This window comes from Sorangium sp. So ce176 (genome assembly GCF_051519835.1).
Taxonomy (GTDB): Bacteria; Myxococcota_A; Polyangia; order Polyangiales; family Polyangiaceae; genus Sorangium; species Sorangium cellulosum_G.
Genome location: NZ_CP150371.1, coordinates 8,561,293 through 8,578,154, shown reverse-complemented (window position 1 = coordinate 8,578,154; position 16,862 = coordinate 8,561,293). Strand labels below are relative to the sequence as shown.

Here is a 16,862-nt window from a genome sequence, read left to right as displayed (position 1 = left end):
AGACCCCCTCTCCGGGGCCGGGCATCTCGGCAGGCCTCCCCCACGCAACCCGGCCAGCACTAGGCCTCGCCCTCGTCGAGCCACCCGCGGGCGAGCGCGAGGATCCGCGCGTTGTCCGGCACGTCGCGCAAAAAGCGCTCGCGCCAGGCCGGATCGCTGATCCTCCCCGCCCGCACGAGGAGCCCGTTGCGGGCCAGCGCGATGGCGCCCTTGGCTTCGGCCGACTGGCCCACCGCCGCCAGCGCCTCGGCGTGGACGAGGCGCACCAGGAAGCCCTCCTCCTCGTGGCGGTCGGACTCGAGCCGCGACAGCGCCTCCGTCGTCGCCGCGAGCGCCTCGCCGGCGCGCCCGAGGTCGAGCAGGGCGCGCGCGCGGGCCGCCATCGCCGCGGGCAGCCGCTCCGGCGCCGCCCTCGCGAGCGCCTCGGCCTCGCGCGACTCCACCTCGGCGAGCGCGGGCTCGCCCGCGAGCAGCAGGACCCGCGCGAGCTGCAGCCGGCTCTCGCACTCCCGGCGCCGGTCGCCCCGGCGCTGCAGCGCCTCGATCGAGCTCCGCAGCGCCGCCTTCGCGGCGTCCACCTCGCCCGCGTGGGCCAGCGCCAGGCCGAGGTTCTGCAGCGCGTTCGGCACCCGGTCGTCCAGCGCCATGCGCTCCGCCTCCTCGAGCCCGGCGCGGAGCACCTCCGCCGCCGCCTCGAAGTGGCCGAACTGGACGTAGCAGAGCCCCATGTTGAGCCGCGCCCGGCACGCCTCGCGCCTGTCGCCGATGTCCTCGAACGCCGCGAGCGCCGCGCTCATGCTCGCGATGCACGCGCTCGGATCGCCGTTGTGCTGGCGGAGCAGCCCGTGCAGGTAGAGCAGCTTCGCCTCAATCATGAGATCGGCCGCCGACGCGTCCTCCGTCGCCTGCTCGACAGCGTCGATCAGCGCGTCGACGCACGCGTAGCGGCCGCCGAGCAGGAGCACGATCGCCCCCTCGAGCAGGCACGCGTTCCGCGCGATGAGCGCGCCGGCGAGCGGCTCGGTGCCGAGCACGACCATCATCCAGCGCTCGACGCGCTCGTAGTGGCCCTGCTTGTGCCCCGCCCCGGCGAGCTGCGTGAACGCCGAGAACCACGCCACCGAGCCCGGCGCGAGGTGCCGCGTCGCCTCGACCCCGCGCTGCTCCGCGAGCGCGGGCTCCCCGCGCCAGAGCAGCGCCTCGGCCTCGACAAGGCGGAGCGCGCCCACCGTGGCCGGATCCGGCGCGCAGGCGATGCCGCGCTCGGCGCAGGCGATCGCCGCGGCGAGGTCGTTGCCGTGCAGCGCCTTGTCGGCCGCGCGCAGGTACCACTCGGCGGCCTTGTCGGCCTCCTCGCCGCGCTCGAAGTGCTCGGCGAGCACCATCGGGTCGCCCTCGCCGGCGGCCTCGAGGAAGCTGCCCGCGAGCGCGTGGCCGATGCGGAGGTCGCGCGCGGTCAGCATGCCGTAGGCGGCCTCGCGCACGAGCGCGTGGCGGAAGCAGTACTCCGCGTGATCGCGCCGCCGCCCCTCGCCCCGCCGCACGATCACCTCGCGCCGGAGGAGCTCCGAGAGCAGCGGCGCGATGTCGACGCTCCCGAGCAGCGCCGCGACAGCGCTCGCCCTGAACGTCTCGCCGAAGATGCTCGCCGCCCTGAGCAGCCGCCGCGCCTCGGCGTCGAGCGTCTCCAGCCGCGCCTGCACCATGGCCACCACCGTCTCCGGCTCGCCCTCGCCGTTGCCCTCGGCGACCGCGCGGATCTGCTCCTCGAGGAAGAACGCGTTGCCGTCCGCGCGCTCGACGAGCCGCGCCACGAGGTCGTGCCGCGCGTGCGCGCCGAGCGCCTCGCGCACGAGCCGCTCGCTCGCGCGGCGCGGCAGCGGCGTGAGGTGGAGCTCGTGCGCCAGCCGGCCCTCCCAGAGCCTCGGGAAGACGCGGTGCACGTCGGGCCGCCCGAGCGCCAGCACGAGCAGCGGCATGTCCCGGAAGAGGCGCAGCGCCCCGTCCACCATCGTGACCGTGGGGAGGTCGCCCCACTGCAGGTCCTCGAGCACGAGCAGCACGGGCCCCGCGCGGCACGCCGCGCCGAGGAAGTCCTCCCACGCGAGGCGGAGCTGGTCGCCCATGAGCACGGCGTCGCGCCGCGCGAGCCGGAGCTGCACGTCGTTCTCGTCGGGGAACGGCGCGCCGACGAGCTCGCCGAGGAACGCCGTCACGCGCGGCGCGTCGAGCCCCTCGTGCTGCGCGACGCGGCCCCGGACCTTGCGCTGCCGCGCCTCCAGCGGCTCGCCCTCGGCGATGCCGAGCGCGTGGCGCAGCGCGCTCGCGAGCAGGCCGAAGGCGGCGCCGGCGCCCATGGGGTCGCCCTGCCCGATCCAGACCTCGATCCGGTCGCCGCGCTCGCGGAGCTTGCGGATGAGCTCCTGGCGCAGACGCGACTTGCCCATCCCCGCCTCGGCGGTCACGAGGACGGCGCCGGCGGCGCCCTCGTCGATGCAGCGATCGACCTCCGCCTCGAGCATCGCGAGCTCGCGCTCACGGCCGACGTACGTTGTCGGCCGGCCGAGGAGCTGCGCGGTGCGCTCGTCGCGCGCGCCGTGCAGGACGCGCCCCGCGGCGTCCTCGGTGACGTCGAACCGGGCGCCGATGAGGCCCGCTGTCACCTCGTCCACGCGGACGCCGGCGAGGGGGAAGCGGTCGTCGTCGGCCGCGAGCATCTGGAAGGCGCGGTCGATCAGCTCGCCGACGGGCACGCGCGCCGCCATCTCGGCGCGGCCGGTGGCGAGGGCGACGGGCGCGCCGCCGAGCAGCTCCTTGAGGGCGAGGGCGCAGCGCGCGGCCCGCGCCGCGAGGTCGGTCGGCGTGCCCGCGCCCGACAGCACGATGATCGGCGACCGGCCCTCGAGGAGCTCGAGCTCGCCGCGGTACTGCTCGGCGACGTCGTGGAGCTGCCAGAGCTGCGCGCGGCGCGGCTCGTCCGCGGCGTCGCCCTCGGCGGGGCGCTCGCGGGTGACAACGAGGCACATCACGCGGCGCTCGCCGGTGGTGAGCTCCACCGCCCGCGGCGGGAAGGAGCGGGGGCCGCCCAGGCTGCTCTCGGGCGCGCCGCTCGCGGCGATGGCGGCGAGCTCGGCGGCGACAGCGTCGCCGTCGGCCGGCCGGTCCGACGGGGACTTCGCGAGCATGCGGGCGACGAGGTCGTCGAGCGCGGCGGGGATGCCGGGCCTGAGGTCGCGCGCGCGGGGCGGGTCCTCGAGGAGGACCTTCATCAGCACGGCGAGCCCTGCGTTGCCCTGGAAGGCGGCGCGGCCGGTCAGGCACCGGTAGAGGATGCACCCGAGCGCGAACACGTCGACGCGGGCGTCGACGTTGAGCTCGCCGCGCGCCTGCTCCGGGGCCATGTACCCGGGGGTGCCGAGGACGAGGCCTGCGGCCGTGAGCGGCTCGTCGGCGGTGGTGCGGGCGAGCCCGAAGTCGATGAGGGTGACGCGATCGAGCGCGCCTTCTTCGAGCAGCAGGTTGGTCGGCTTCAGGTCGCGGTGGACGAGGCCGAGCTCGTGGACGGCGCCGAGCGTCGTCGCGACGTGGAGGCCGAGCGTGACGGTCTCCTCGAGGGTGAGCCCGGTGCGCGTGATTCGGTCGGACAGCGTCTCGCCGTCGAGCCATTCCATGGCGATGTACGGCTGCCCCCACGCGGTCGCGCCGTGCGCGACGTACCGCACGACGCCGGGCACGCGGGCGGCCGCGAGCGCCTGCGCCTCGCGCGCGAAGCGGCCGAGGTGCTGCGCGCCCTCGGCGGTCAGGAGCTTCATCGCCGCCGGCTGGCCGGTCTCCAGATCGCGGGCCCTGTAGACGGCGCCCATGCCGCCCGAGGCGGCCAGGTGCTCGATGCAGAACCGGCCGTCTATGATGTCTCCTGCCTGCATCGCTCGCCGGGACCCCGAGGATGGTCCTCACCGGCTGCCAGCCTGCCAGCGAGGCGAGCGCTGCGTCCAGTGCTCATTCGGGCCGCGCGCGACGCGCAAGGCGGCGCACCCGTTGAGGAAACCCGCGCGAGGCGGCGCCGCGGCGCGCGGGGCGGGGTTGCCAACGGGCGATTCGAACGTGAAGAAGGCCTTGTAGCGGGAGGAACGACCATGGCAACCATGACCCAGTTTCGCGAGCAGACGACCGGGGACGGCCGTCCGGGGCCCGAGGCTCAACCGATCTTCCGTCAGCGCGGGGAGGAGATTCAGCCCTACGGGGCGCTGGCGCGCTATCCGCTCGGCCTGAACGACGACGTGCGCGCGGCGAGCGTCAAGGCGCTCAATCAGGTCCTGAGCGACACGATGGCGCTGCGCGACATGTACAAGAAGCACCACTGGCAGGTGTCGGGGGCGACCTTCTATTCGCTGCACCTGCTCCTCGACAAGCACTATGAGGAGCAGGCCAAGCTCGTCGACGAGGTGGCCGAGCGGGTGCAGACGCTCGGCGGGATCGCGATCGCGATGCCGCACGACGTCGCGGAGATGACGAAGATCGAGCGGCCGCCGCGGGGGCGCGAGGAGGTGCCGGTGCAGATCTCGCGGCTGCTCGAGGCGCACGAGCAGATCCTGCTCGAGGCGCGCGAGGCGGCCAGCAAGGCGGGTGAGGCCGGGGACGCCGGGACCGACGACCTGCTCATCAGCGAGGTCGTGCGCGTCAACGAGATGCAGGTGTGGTTCCTGTCCGAGCACCTGGTGGACACGCCGCTCGTCCGGGCGAGGTAGGCGAAGCCACGGCGCCGGGCGCGCGATCTTGCGCCGTGATCGGGCGTGGGCGATGCTCTCGCCATGCAATTCATCGAGGTGCTGAAGAGCGGTGGCGTCGCCGAGGTCGTGTTGAATCGGCCCAAGGTCAATGCGATGAGCCAGGCGTTGCTCCGCGAGATGGCCGACGTCTTCCGGCGGCTCGCGGAGGACGACTCCGTGAGTGGCGTCCTCGTCCGCGGCGCCGGCAAGTGCCTGTCCGCGGGGCTCGATCTGCGCGAGGTGGCGTCGCTCGATCGAGAGCGGCTCGCGGGCTTCCTCGACGATTTCGACGCCGCCTTCGGCGCTGCGTTCCGCTTCCCGAAGCCCTTCGCCGCCGCCGTGCACGGCCACGCGCTCGCGGGCGGCGCGGTGCTCGCGATGTGCGCCGACTACGTCGCGCTCGGCGACGGCGACAACAAGTTCGGGCTGCCCGAGCTCGCCGTGGGGATCCCGTTTCCGCGCGTCGCCTTCGAGATCGTCCGCGCCGCCTGTCCCACCCGCGCGTTCCGGAGGCTCGTCTTCGGGGCGGACAGCCATTCTCCCACGGAGGTCTTCGAGATGGGCGTCGGCGACGCGCTCTCGGCCGATCCGCTAGAGGACGCGCGCCGCTGGCTCGCCACGGCGTGCAGCCGCCCCGCGGCGGCGTTCCGCTTCGTCAAGGCGAGCCACCGTAAAGAGGCGTGGGAGCGGATCGCAGCGCCGTCGCCCGAGGAGCGGGAGGCCTTCGTCGACGCGCTCCTCTCCGCCAAGCAGGCGTTGACAGCGCCGCTCGCGGGGTGAGCCAGGGCGCCACCGTCTGCTCGCGCCGTCGCGGCGGTGGTCGGCCTCTGGATGGGCGCGGCCTGAATCGCGTGCAGGGGGCGGTGGGGGGACCGTGGCCGGCGTGCAGCGGGCGGTGGGGGGACCGGCGGCGGCATGCAGGGGGCGGTGGGGGGACCGTGGCCGGCGTGCAGCGGGCGGTGGGGGGATGCCGGCCGGTGCCTGTTGTAGACGGTGTCGTGCTCGTTGGCGGCGCTCCGAGCCACCGACCCGCCGCGCTCGGCGCGCCGGTGAGGGTAGAGCGAGGACCTACTGTGGCTCAGGATACCGTTGACACCGCGTCCCGGGGGGAGAAGCATCCGCGACCGGGGGAAGACATGGGATACGGCTTGAAGCTGAAGACAGGCGTGCTCCTGTTGTGCGGCTGTACGTGCGCGCTCGTCGTTGATCCGTCCCAGGCAAAGGCCCTCGAGTTCAGCGGTGGCGTGAGCGTGGGTGGAATCCAGATCGGGACCGACCCAAAGCTTGCGGTGAGCCCTTTTGCCGGGTTGCTCTGGCGCCGAGAGAGAGAGTTTCTGCTCGAAGTCCACCACATGTTCAGCATCCTTCCCGGAGAACGGGTGGGGGCCTACGATCGAACGGCAGTCGCCCTTGTATACGCGTGGAAGACAGGCAAATTCAGCCTGGGCCCGTCTCTGTCAGTGTATTGGATGCCGGTGTGCGGAATTGCCATCTGCACCCGAGTGGTAGGGGTTGCTCCGGGCACCCACGCTCAAACCGACTGGTATCTCTCCGAGGTTTTGGGGGCGTCCGTGAGCGCCAACCTGGACTGGGTCGGTGGAAGCAGCCGTGTGCTTCGAGACAATTGGGTGGCGATGGTCACTGCTGGACCTGTCTGGAGATTCAGTGGAGAGTCGCGATGAACAAGGTTTCTGCTATTGTGCTTCTCAGTCTTACAGCGTGTAACTACGATGTGGGTGAGTGCTGGGTCCGCGGCGAGGGGCCGGGCGGTGTGGGCGGCGGTGTCATTACCCTGACTACAGGTTCTGGGGACTTCGGGGACGTGCCTCCGGAGCCGAGAGGAGCCGAGGAGTCTACTGAATGCAAGGATACGGAGCCGAGTCGCCGAGGCGACGACAGTCCGTCGCATGTTGACGCTCCGTCCGATTCTGATGTTCCGTATGAAGCTGGTCTGAAAGTATTCTGTACCAAGCCCGACCATGGTGCCACATGCTCAGAGCGGTGCTTCGCGAAAGGGGTTGGTTGTGTTGCGCTCGCCGTGCACCCCTACAAGCCTGATGGTGGAAATGGCAAGCTGTTCTCGTGTAACGATTTGATGCTCGGGTATATGTGTGGGTATCACTACCCGAATGGCGATGATTGCTATTACCCATTTGGAGGCCTTCCGTTTCCAAAGGTTTGTTCCTATTCTGGGAACGACTAGGTTGTCGACGGGGCGATGCATGTGCTGTTGTGGCAACGACGAGAGGGAGCGGGGTCCCGCTGAGGGGAATCGTGATGGATACTGAAGAGTTGTTGGTTGAGTTCTATAACGGGGCCCACATGGTTGGTGCTGTCGCCGCGTGGGCTTACGTCGTTGCGAATCGGCAGATCGTCCTTGAGGGTCTCGCGTCATTCGAAAAGGCGTACGGACAGCTCATTGAGCTTCACGCGGCGGGCAAGATTGGTGTCGGAACGGCCGACTTCTCATCCGGAAATCTCGAGGTGGTCAAGCGGATCAATCAGCTGATCGAGCCTGGTTTGGACAGCGATGAAGCGCGTCAAGCAGCTCGAGAGATACACGCTTTGGCTGAGCGCTGTGTGCGAGCATTGAAAGGAAGTGGCACGTCGCCGGCCGGGTAAGGAAGTTGATGAATCCGAGACGGTGGGCAGCTCACACGTGAGGGTTAGTATCGACGTGCCGGACCGGCCTGCGCTGCTTTGTCCTGGGGTAGGGCTGAAGGTCCCTGGCCCGTGGCGGCGCGCTCGCACCCCCGACGGATGCCGCAGGGGCGGGAGATTACCTGAGAGGCGGCAATGGTGGTGGATACGCTATGCTATCGGTGTGCGTTGTACCCGTAGGAACAGTCATGGCTATAAGTATCTGCGAGATTTGTCGTGACGAATGTCAGCAAGACAAGCCATATACATGCGTGGATTGCTACAGGTGCGGTTTCTGATGAGCATGCAGGGCCTCCCGATCTCTGTCGGTGCGACGCACGTCGTCTTCGACACGCCAGCAGCAGAGCGTCTGGTGAAGCTCGGCGCCACGAACATCGTGCGTGCCCTGGAGAGCCTCCTCATGGGACCGAGCGGTCGGGATCCGCTGGAGCATACCCGGACGCGTGAGACGTGGTTTTCTTCATGTGAAGAGTGTTCGGACAGAGACGAGTCTGGCGAGAGGTTCGACCGGCTCTACTCGTCAGATGTCCGCTGGGAGCCGCCGGTCGTCTTGTGGGTGACAGAGAGCCTCGACGATCGGGTGAACCTCTGGCGTACCTGTAGCTGGTTGCGGGAGCAGGGGATCCCGTGGAGTGACGTTCTCGTCGTTGAGTTCCAGCCTGTGTACGGCACGATGAAGCGGTTTCCAGGGCCGCCCAGGATACCGCCATTCGACTGCTGCGGATCGATAGCCCATCATCCCGACGAGGTTCTTCTCGACCGTCTCGGCAAGGCACGCCCTTGGCCGGTGGAACGCTGCGAGCGCGCCGTTCGCCTCTGGGAGAGCTACGTCGATGAGAACCCCCTGCCGTTCATGGAAGGCTGCACGCGTGGTGTCGAGGGCTTTCCAGAGCTTACACCCCTCTGGGGGCTCCTCTCTTGCTTCTTTCCCAGAAGAACCGCGGAAGGCACCCTACGTCTCAGTCGATACGACGAGCTTCTTCTCGCGATCCTTTCCGTGGAGGAGTGGCAGACTCCAGTGAAGGTGATCTGCAATAACTCGCAGCTCGGGTTTGACTTGAGGGATCTCGTCTCCTGCACAGGGGACCTGTTCCTGGGAGATCGCTTGGCCCACTGGGCGAAACATGATGCGAGCGCCGCTGTGGAGCGCGCACCTGGCCCGAAGCCAACCGGCCACCCGATGCTCTCGAAGGTCTACCGCCTCACCGAGCGTGGGATGCGGTTCCGAGACGAGGGGCTCGAGCAGCTCACGGATGCGCCCGTCCTGCCCATCGCCGGGACCGAAGCGTATGCGAGCTCAGCCCCGTGGGTGCTGTTAGAAAACGGCCAGCTCGCTCGTTTGTGAGGAGTAGCGCGGCAGCGGTCCCGACCAGCGCCGCTGACCGAGGACATTCCAGGTTAGCCGCGAGCATCGTCCCAGGCCCACCGGGGAGGACGCACGGAATGATCCCTTGCTCGCTTCCTGACCAGGCCGCCGGGGCTCACCGGCACGGCGCGCAACTGCCGCCGCAATCCACGCCGTTCTCGCCCCGGTTCATCATGCCGTCAGTGCACGAGGGCTCCCGGCACGCCCCGGCCACGCAGACGCCGCTCTCGCAATGCGTACCCGTCCTGCAGCCTCGCCCGGCCGGGCACTGCGGGCACGGCAGCGCCCCGCAGTCGACCCCCGTCTCGTCGCCGTTCTGCGCGCCGTCGTCACACGAAGGCGGCGCGCAGCGACCTCCGTCGCAGACCTTGCTTTTGCAGTCGGCGCCCGCGCCGCAAGCCTCGCCGTCAATGCAGGGACGGCACGGACCGCCGCAGTCCCTCGCGGTCTCCCCGAGCGCGGGATCGACAAGATCGTTCATGCAGTGAGGCGGCACGCACAGCACGTCGTCACACGCCAGACCGTTGGGGCAATCGTTCATCGTCACGTCGCCGCTGAAGCAAGCGACGCAGGCGCCCACATGGCACATCCCCTGTGGCTCGCCCGGACACACCGCGCCTTCGGTCAGCGGCGTGTTGACTGGACCGCCCTCACCGCAACTGTCGTACGTACACGGCTCGCCGTCGTCGTAGACGTCCGACGGGTCCTCGAGCTCCAAGAGCTCGCCCGTGGTCGTACACTCCACCCGACGGCAATCTCCCTCTCGCTGCGAGGCGACCGGCCCGGGATGGACCTCCACCTCGCACTCTCCGTCGACGCAGCGGCCGGCGCCGCACGCCGGGCTCGGCGGTCCCGGGCACTCGGCGTCGCTCTGACAGCCCGCGTCGACGCCGCCGTCGGGCGCGCACCCCTCGGTGCCCGGTGCGCACTCCGAGCAGGGCCTGCACGCGACGGCGCAATCCGGATCGCGCGACTCGCTGGGAAGGCAACAGATGTGACTGTCCGGAACGACACACACACACTGGCTCTGCGTGCAGACGGCGCCGGGGATGTCCTGATACGGGGTATGGCAATCGGCGTCGGTCGCGCAATAACCGCCGAGCCACGGCGCATCGTCCGCGCAGGAGGCAACGAGCCCCGCAGCGATCGCCATGACCGGCGTGGCGAGCGCCACGCCGCGAAGAAGTGATCTCATGGGAACAGCACCTCCGGACAGCCACCATCGCTCGCCGGCGAAAGCACCAGCAGAGGCGCGGACTGCCCATGTGCAGCCCCTCGTATACAGCACTGGACTCGAGGGCGCGCGTAAGAAATCGACAGAATTGGCCGCGATTGTCTGGAAATTCGGATCTGGTCAGTGGAAAGTGGTGAAACGCGCGGCTGGTCGCCGCGTTCGTTTCAGGGCGCCACGCTCGACTGGTAAATCGAATCGACTCAGCGGAATGAGGTGGAGCGCGGTCCTGGCCACTGCGCTCCGCAGGTGTACCAGTCGGCGCCGCAGGGCGGCTGCGGCTCGTCCGGCTCGAAGGGCCGAGCCGCCGCCGGGGGGCGCGCCGTCGCCGGGGGGCGCGCCGGCGTGTCCAGGCGGGCGCGCGGCGGGACGGGCGCGGTGCGCGGCGGGAGATCGGGGGGGACGGGCGTGGCCGGACGGGGCTCGGGCGGAGGATCCGCGGAACGCGGGGCCAGCGCGCAGGGGCGCGGGAGGCGGGCAACAGCCGGGACGCGCGCTGTTCGGGGCGAGACAAGCTGGAACCAGGCGAGGAGCGCCGCTGCCGCCGCGAGGGCCAGCGCGCCCGCCGCGAGCGCGAGCCGCCGGCGGCCGCGGCGAGGTCCAGGCAAGGTCGGCGCGCTCGGATGCAGCGCGAGAGGCGGCGCTGTCGGCTCTCGCCATGCGACAGAAGAGGCCGGGCCCGGCGGCGCGGGCGGTGGTGTCGGCTGCGGCGGCGCGAGCGGCGGCTCGGGCACCAGGAGCGGAGGCACCTCGGGCAGCGCGGCCGAGGCCCCAGGAGCGGGCGCGTTGTGAGTCGAGGGGCCGAGGCCCGTCGAGGGGCCGAGAGAGGGCGCGTGGTGCTGTTCACGGCCAGTGGAGGCGCCGAGAGAGGGCGCGTGGTGCGCCTCATCGTCATCCAGGACCCCAGGTGACCCGCTCGTCACGCCGGAGGGCAGCGTGGGCGGCCCGATCGGCGGCGAGGGCGGCGCTGCATGCAACGACCGCGCGCTGTCCGCGGCCGGCCTCGGGCCGCGCACGCCGGACCCTGGGCCCGGCTTTGCACCCCGCTCCAGCTCGGCTTGCCAGCGACACCAGCCCTCGATCGCCGCGTGGAGCGCCGCGATGAGCTCCTCCATGCCGCGATACCGGGCGGCGGGGTCCTTCTCGATGGCCCTCCTCACGACGCCGGCGACCGACGGCGGCAGCGGCACGACCGTCTCGATCGCCGGGGGCGCCTCGTGAAGGGCGCAGCGGGCGAGCTCCTCGGGCGCGCGCCCCTCGAACGGCCGGCGCTGCCCGAGGAGCTCGTACAGGACCAGGCCCAGCGCGTACACGTCGGTCCGCTCGTCGAGGACCGCGGGCGTCGAGAGCTGCTCGGGCGCGCGGTACGCCGTTGCCGCCGCGTCGAGGCCGAAGAGCTGCGCGAGGCCCAGGCCGGGGAGCTTGAACGAGCCGTCCCCGAACAGCACGATGGTCTCCGGGCGGAGATCCCCGTGGAAGGTCCCCGCGGCGTGAGCGGTCCTCAGGACCTCCGCGAACTCGGCCACCTGCGAGAGCGCCCACGGCGGCCCGAGATCCCCCGACCGGCCTTCGAGGAGCGCGCGCAGCGACGGGCCGTCGCACCGCTCGACCGCCGCCCAGCAGAACGAGGCGCCGACGCCGCCGTCGAGCACCCGCGGGAGCTCGTCGAGGAGCGCGCTCACCGCGCGGAGGCGCTCCAGCGTGTCGAGGAACCCCTCGGGCACCGACGCGCTCACGTACAGCAGCGCGCTCCTGCCCGCGCGATCCACAGCGGCATAGACGTCCGCCCGACCGCGGCCGGCGAGCTGCGCGACGATCCGGTAGCCGAGCCCAGCGCCGTCTACCATGTCATCTCCAGGCCGAGCTGCGTGCCGGCGGCTGTCACCCTGGGGCCGCGGCTCCTCGGAAAGAGCGCGTAGATCAGCGTCCCCGCGCCGAGGAGCGCGCCGGCGGTCAGCGCGATCGCGGCGCGCTCCTCGGCGCGCCCCATGGCGCTGTAGGCGCTCTGCGCGCGCTGCAGCTCCGCGCCGGCGATCCGGTAGCCGCCGTGGTTGCGCGCGAGCAGGTCGTCGAACCTGCGCTGGTGGCCGTTCGCCTCCGCGAGAAAAATCGCGCCCTGCGAGATGCATCCGGCGGTCGCCGCGCCGCCCAGGAGGACGAGCCCCGTCGCCGGTCCGTCGCTCCCCGTCGCAGCCGGCCCCGCCGCCTCTGGCCATCCCGCCGGCGCCGGCGCGCGCGGCGTCGCCTGCTCAGCGCCGACCGGCGCCGGCGGAGCAAGGCCGCCGGCCGGCGCCGGCGGGGCAAGCGGGGCAAGGTCGATGACCAGAAGGCGCGCCTCCCCCGCGCGCACCTCGACGGCGGTCTCCTTCGCCGCCGCGCCGAGCGCCGCCCGGATGCGGTGCGAGCCGGGCTCCACGTAGACCTCCCGGCCGAGCGGCGCCTGACCGACGGGCCGGCCGTCGATCGAGAGCTGCGCCCCCGGCGGCACGGCGAAGGTCAGCGCGCCGACCTCCTGCTTCACGCGCGCGAGATCCAGCGCCCGGCTCGCGTATCGCTCGCGCTCCTCGGCGCTCCGGGGCGCCGGCGTCCTCTCGAGACAGAGGGCCAGAAACTCCGCCGCTCTGACCATGTCCGCGACACGGAACGCGAGCTGCCCCACATTGCACGCCGCCTTCTCGGACGGGGCCAGTTGCCATACCTGAAGCCAGAGGTCCCGCGCCTTCGCGAGCTGCCCTTCCGCCACGGCCCTGTCGGCCGAGCGCTCGAGTCGACTCTGCGCCTCGCTCGCCCCGGTGCCGGCGCGACCGACAGAGGGCAGGAGGACCGACGCGGCGAGGATCAACGCTCCAGAGAGGGCGCGCAAGGCCGTCACGCTCATGACGAGCTACATATCAGGTCGGGTCAGGCGAAGGGGAACCTGCCGCGCTCAACAAGGAGAGACAGAGAAACAAGAAAAGAGGCCTGGGCGTGAGAAGTTCATGCGCCCAGTGGGAATGCGAGCGGCGGCGCCCCACAGCTCCTCGCGCCGGCCGCGCTATCCCATCATCCGTTTCCACTGCTCCGACAGCCGCTGCGTCGAGACGGGGACAGCGGCCTTCAGCTCGGGCGCGAACAGCGAGACCCGGAGCTCCTCTATCAGCCAGCGGAACGACTCCAGCTCTTCCGCGGGCACCCCCTTCTGGCGGAGCGCCTGGTGGTGCTTGAGGTAATCCTGCCAGAACGGCAGCACCTGCGCCGCCTTGGCCTGGTCCTTCTGCGGGCCGTTGGGCAGCCGCTCGAGCCGGACCTGGACCGCCCGCAGGTAGCGGGGCAGGTGGGCGAGCCGGTCGAGCGGGGCGCGCGAGAAGAGCCCGACCGGCAGCAGGAGCTCGACCTGCGTGCGCGCGTCGTCGAGCGCAGGCCTCGGCGCGCCCGGCTTGCCCGTCATCGACCGGAGCATTGCCTGCACGCGGTCGAGCTCGACGCCGATGTCCCGCGCCAGCCCGGCGAGCTTGCCCAGCACGCCCTGGAGCGACCGCCGGCCGTCGTCCAGGCGCGCCTGGAACGCGGGCCGCGTCCTCGGGAACGAGGCGGGATCGCCGAGCTGGAACGCCTCGTCGAGCGCGCGCAGCGCGATCTGCCGGGCGAGGCCGGGCTCGCCGGGCGCGACCCGGGCGCCGAGCCCGCTCACGGCCACCGCGCTGCGCAGCGGCTGCTCGATCTGGCTCATCTTGCCCCCGAGCTGGAGCAAGAGCAGCCGCCGCAGCCCGGCGCGCGTGGCCTCGTCGGCCGCGGCCCTCGAGGCGAGCACGCGCACCGACACGGAGGTCTCCCCGTCGATCAGCGCCGGATAGCCGAACACCTTGTGCCCCCCGGCGTCGACCTGCACGCGCTCGGGCAGCGACTCGACGCTGAACGACGTGAGGCCGTCCCGCTCGATCCCCGCCTTGCCGACCTTCGCCCACGCGTCGCGCGCCCGGCCGGACAGGCGATCCTTGAGCTCCCGCAGGTCGCGCCCCTCGCCGATCACCCGGCCGTCCTCGCCGATCACGCGGAAATAGAAGCGCAGGTACGGCGGGAGCTCCTCGATCCGGAGGGCGTCGGCCGGCACGCGCTCGCCGGTGCGGTCCTCGACAGCGCGCGCGAGCGCGGGCCGCATCGGGCCCTGGAACGGCCGCAGATCGGCCGCGATCTCGCGGGCGACCTCCCGCATCGGGACGAGCGCCTTGCGGAGCGACTTCGGCAGCGTCTCCAGCAGCAGGGCGATCTTCTCGGCGTGCCACCCGGGGATCGTCCACTCGAGCTGCTCCGGATCGGCCTGCGGCAGGAGCACGAGCGGCAGCGAGAGCGAGACGCCGTCGTCGTCCTCGCCCGGGTCGAAGCGGTAGGCGAGCGGCACGGCCGCCCCGTAGAGATCGAGCGCGTCGGGGTAGCGGTCGGGCGAGAGCTCCGCGGCCTCGTCGAGCAGGACGTCGGCGATCGACAGGTGGAGCACCCGCGGATCCTTCGCCTCGGCCTCCTTGCGCCACGCCTCGAACGTCTTGCCGTTGTAGACCCCCTCGGGCACGCGCCGGTCGAAGAAGAGCTCGAGCGCGTGCTCGTCGGCCAGCATCTCGCTCCGCCTCGCCTTGTCGCGCAGCCGGCTGACCTCCTCGAAGAGCTTGCGGTTCGCGTCCATGAACGGCGCGCGCGTCGCGTACTCCTGCCGGACCAGGGCGTGCAGCAGGAAGATCTGGCGCGCCGCCCTCGGATCGATCGGCCCGTAATCCACCCTGCGGTCGCGCGCGATCGGCAGCCCGTAGAGCGTCACCTGCTCTCTGGCCATCACGGCCGCCGGCTTCGCGGCCCAGTGCGGGTCGCTGTAGCTGCGCTTGCAGAGCGGCCCGGCCGCGGCCTCGATCCACGCGGGATCCAGGGCCGCCGCCATCCGGGCGAAGAGCTGCGATGTCTCGACCAGCTCGGCGGCCATGATCCACGCGGGCGGCTTCTTCGCGAGCCCCGACGAGGGGTGGAGCTGAAAGCGCGTCTGCCGGGCGCCGAGATACACCTTGTGCTCCTGGTTCCACATGCCGATACGGCTGAGCAGGCCGGGCAGGACAGCGCGGTGGATGGCCTCGCCCTTCGCGGGCGCTGTGTTCGGCGAGAACCCCATGTCCCGCGTGATGCGGCTGAGCTGCCGGTGCACGTCGACCCACTCGCGCATCCGGAGGTACGAGATGAAGTGATCGCGGCACATCTTCCGGAGCTGGTTCTGGGTGAGCCGGCCCTGCGCGTCCTGGTAAAAGGCCCACAGCTTCAGGAGCCCGGCGAAGTCCGACCCCTCGTCCTTGAACCTCCGGTGCGCGTCGTCGGCCTGCCGCTGCGCGGAGAGCGGCCGCTCCCGCGGGTCCTGCACCCCGAGCGCGGCGGCGATGATCAGCACCTCGGCGAGCGCCCCCTCGGCCTCGCCGCCGAGGACCATCCGGCCGATCCGCGGATCGAGCGGCAGCTTCGCGAGCTTCCGGCCGATGTCGGTGAGCGCGCCCGCCTCGTCGAGGGCGCCGATCTCCTCGAGGACCCGATAGCCCTCGTCCACGGCGCGCTTCGACGGGGCGTCGAGGAAGGGGAAATCCTCGATGTCGCCGAGCCCGAGCGCCTTCATCTGGAGGATGACGCCCGAGAGGCCGACCCTCAGGATCTCCGGATCGGTGTAGGCGGGCCTCGCCTTGTCGTCCTGCTCGGCGTAGAGCCGGAAGCAGACGCCGCTCTGCACGCGGCCCGCGCGCCCCTTGCGCTGGTCGGCGCTCGCGCGCGAGATCGGCTCGATCTGGAGCTGGGTGACGCCCGTCCGGGGGCTATACCGGTTGACGCGCGCGAGCCCGGCGTCGACCACATACACGATGCCCGGGATGGTGAGCGACGTCTCGGCCACGTTGGTCGCGAGCACGATCCGCCGCCCGGGCAACGACTGGAACACCCGCTGCTGGTCGCCCTGAGGGAGACGCCCGTAGAGCGGCAGCATCGTCGTGTGGGGCAGGCCGTGCCGCTCCAGCTCGGACATTGTGTCGTGGATCTCCCGCTCTCCCGGCAGGAAGACGAGGATATCCCCGCGCGGATCGATGGAGGTGATCTCCTCGACCGTGTTGGCGACGGCGTCGGCGATCTCCGCCTCTCCGGTCTCCGGGGGACGGTGGATGACCTCCACGGGGTAGGTGCGGCCGGAGACCTCGATAACGGGCGCCCCGCCGAAGAAGGCCGAGAATCGATCGGTCTCGAGCGTCGCGGAGCTGACGATGACGCGGAGATCCGGCCGCCTCGGCAGCAGGCGCTTGAGGTAGCCGAGGAGAAAATCGATGTTGAGGCTGCGCTCGTGGGCCTCGTCGATGATGAGCGTGTCGTAGTCCGAGAGCCGCGGATCGCCCTGGATCTCGGCCAGGACGATGCCGTCGGTCATGTACTTGACGTAGGTCGCCGGGCTCGTCCGGTCCGAGAAGCGGATCTTGTAGCCCACCTCCTTGCCCAGCTCGACGTTGAGCTCCTTGGCGACGCGGGCCGCGACGCTTGTGGCGGCGATGCGGCGCGGCTGCGTGACGCCGATCCGGGCGGACAGCCCGCGGCCCATGGCCAGGCAGATCTTGGGGAGCTGCGTGGTCTTGCCCGAGCCGGTCTCGCCCGCGACGATCACCACCTGGTGCGCCTCGATGGCGCGGGCGATGTCGAGCACCCGCGCCGAGATGGGCAGCTCCTCGGGGAAGCGCACCGGGCCCCCGGAGGGGGGCGGGGACGAGGTCCGGCCGCCGGGGGTGGGCGGCGGGGCAGGTTGCTCTTGCGGGACGCGGGTGCTCACGGCGCGAGGGGGTAGCATCTCTCGCCGCGG

Annotated in this window: 10 protein-coding genes; 5 read left to right on the top strand and 5 right to left on the bottom strand. The window is 71.4% G+C overall.

Translation table 11 applies throughout. From position 1 onward, the window contains the following. Positions 1 to 59: 59 nt before the first annotated feature. The gene (locus WMF42_RS32340; protein WP_061606601.1) at positions 60 to 3,926 is read right to left on the bottom strand and encodes a serine/threonine-protein kinase; all 3,867 of its coding nucleotides are present in this window, start codon (positions 3,924 to 3,926) and stop codon (positions 60 to 62) included. Positions 3,927 to 4,136: 210 nt separating this feature from the next. Here WMF42_RS32340 and WMF42_RS32335 point away from each other — a divergent pair, with 210 nt between their 5' ends. The 5 genes from WMF42_RS32335 (at position 4,137) to WMF42_RS32315 (ending at position 8,775) form a co-directional block, all read left to right on the top strand. Continuing rightward, on the top strand, positions 4,137 to 4,748 hold the full coding sequence (locus WMF42_RS32335; protein WP_061606600.1) for a Dps family protein: 612 nt from the start codon (positions 4,137 to 4,139) through the stop codon (positions 4,746 to 4,748). A gap of 63 nt (positions 4,749 to 4,811) precedes the next feature. Continuing rightward, on the top strand, positions 4,812 to 5,549 hold the full coding sequence (locus tag WMF42_RS32330) for an enoyl-CoA hydratase/isomerase family protein (protein WP_437686676.1): 738 nt from the start codon (positions 4,812 to 4,814) through the stop codon (positions 5,547 to 5,549). A gap of 368 nt (positions 5,550 to 5,917) precedes the next feature. Then, a complete protein-coding gene (locus tag WMF42_RS32325; protein WP_437686674.1) occupies positions 5,918 to 6,451 on the top strand; it encodes a hypothetical protein in 534 nt (177 codons plus the stop codon). Between the two features lie 595 nt (positions 6,452 to 7,046). Beyond that, positions 7,047 to 7,391, top strand: a complete 345-nt coding sequence (locus WMF42_RS32320) for a hypothetical protein (RefSeq protein ID WP_155798136.1) — start codon at positions 7,047 to 7,049, stop codon at positions 7,389 to 7,391. Positions 7,392 to 7,707: 316 nt separating this feature from the next. Continuing rightward, entirely contained in the window at positions 7,708 to 8,775 is a 1,068-nt protein-coding gene (locus WMF42_RS32315; protein WP_437686672.1) for a hypothetical protein, read from the top strand. 136 nt (positions 8,776 to 8,911) lie between these two features. Here WMF42_RS32315 and WMF42_RS32310 read toward each other — a convergent pair whose 3' ends face one another. From WMF42_RS32310 to hrpA, 4 genes are all read right to left on the bottom strand, one after another. Then, positions 8,912 to 9,991: a hypothetical protein gene (locus tag WMF42_RS32310; RefSeq protein WP_233561195.1), complete on the bottom strand. Its 1,080-nt coding sequence runs from the start codon at positions 9,989 to 9,991 to the stop codon at positions 8,912 to 8,914. A 239-nt stretch (positions 9,992 to 10,230) separates the two neighbouring features. After that, the gene (locus WMF42_RS32305; protein ID WP_437686670.1) at positions 10,231 to 11,874 is read right to left on the bottom strand and encodes a serine/threonine-protein kinase; all 1,644 of its coding nucleotides are present in this window, start codon (positions 11,872 to 11,874) and stop codon (positions 10,231 to 10,233) included. Further along, positions 11,868 to 12,905, bottom strand: coding sequence for a hypothetical protein (locus WMF42_RS32300; protein ID WP_437686668.1), 1,038 nt, complete (start codon positions 12,903 to 12,905; stop codon positions 11,868 to 11,870). Before WMF42_RS32300 ends, WMF42_RS32305 begins: the two co-directional genes overlap by 7 nt. A 156-nt stretch (positions 12,906 to 13,061) precedes the next feature. After that, complete coding sequence (gene hrpA / locus WMF42_RS32295; protein ID WP_437686666.1) at positions 13,062 to 16,832, bottom strand: ATP-dependent RNA helicase HrpA; 3,771 nt, start codon at positions 16,830 to 16,832, stop codon at positions 13,062 to 13,064. Positions 16,833 to 16,862: the final 30 nt, after the last annotated feature.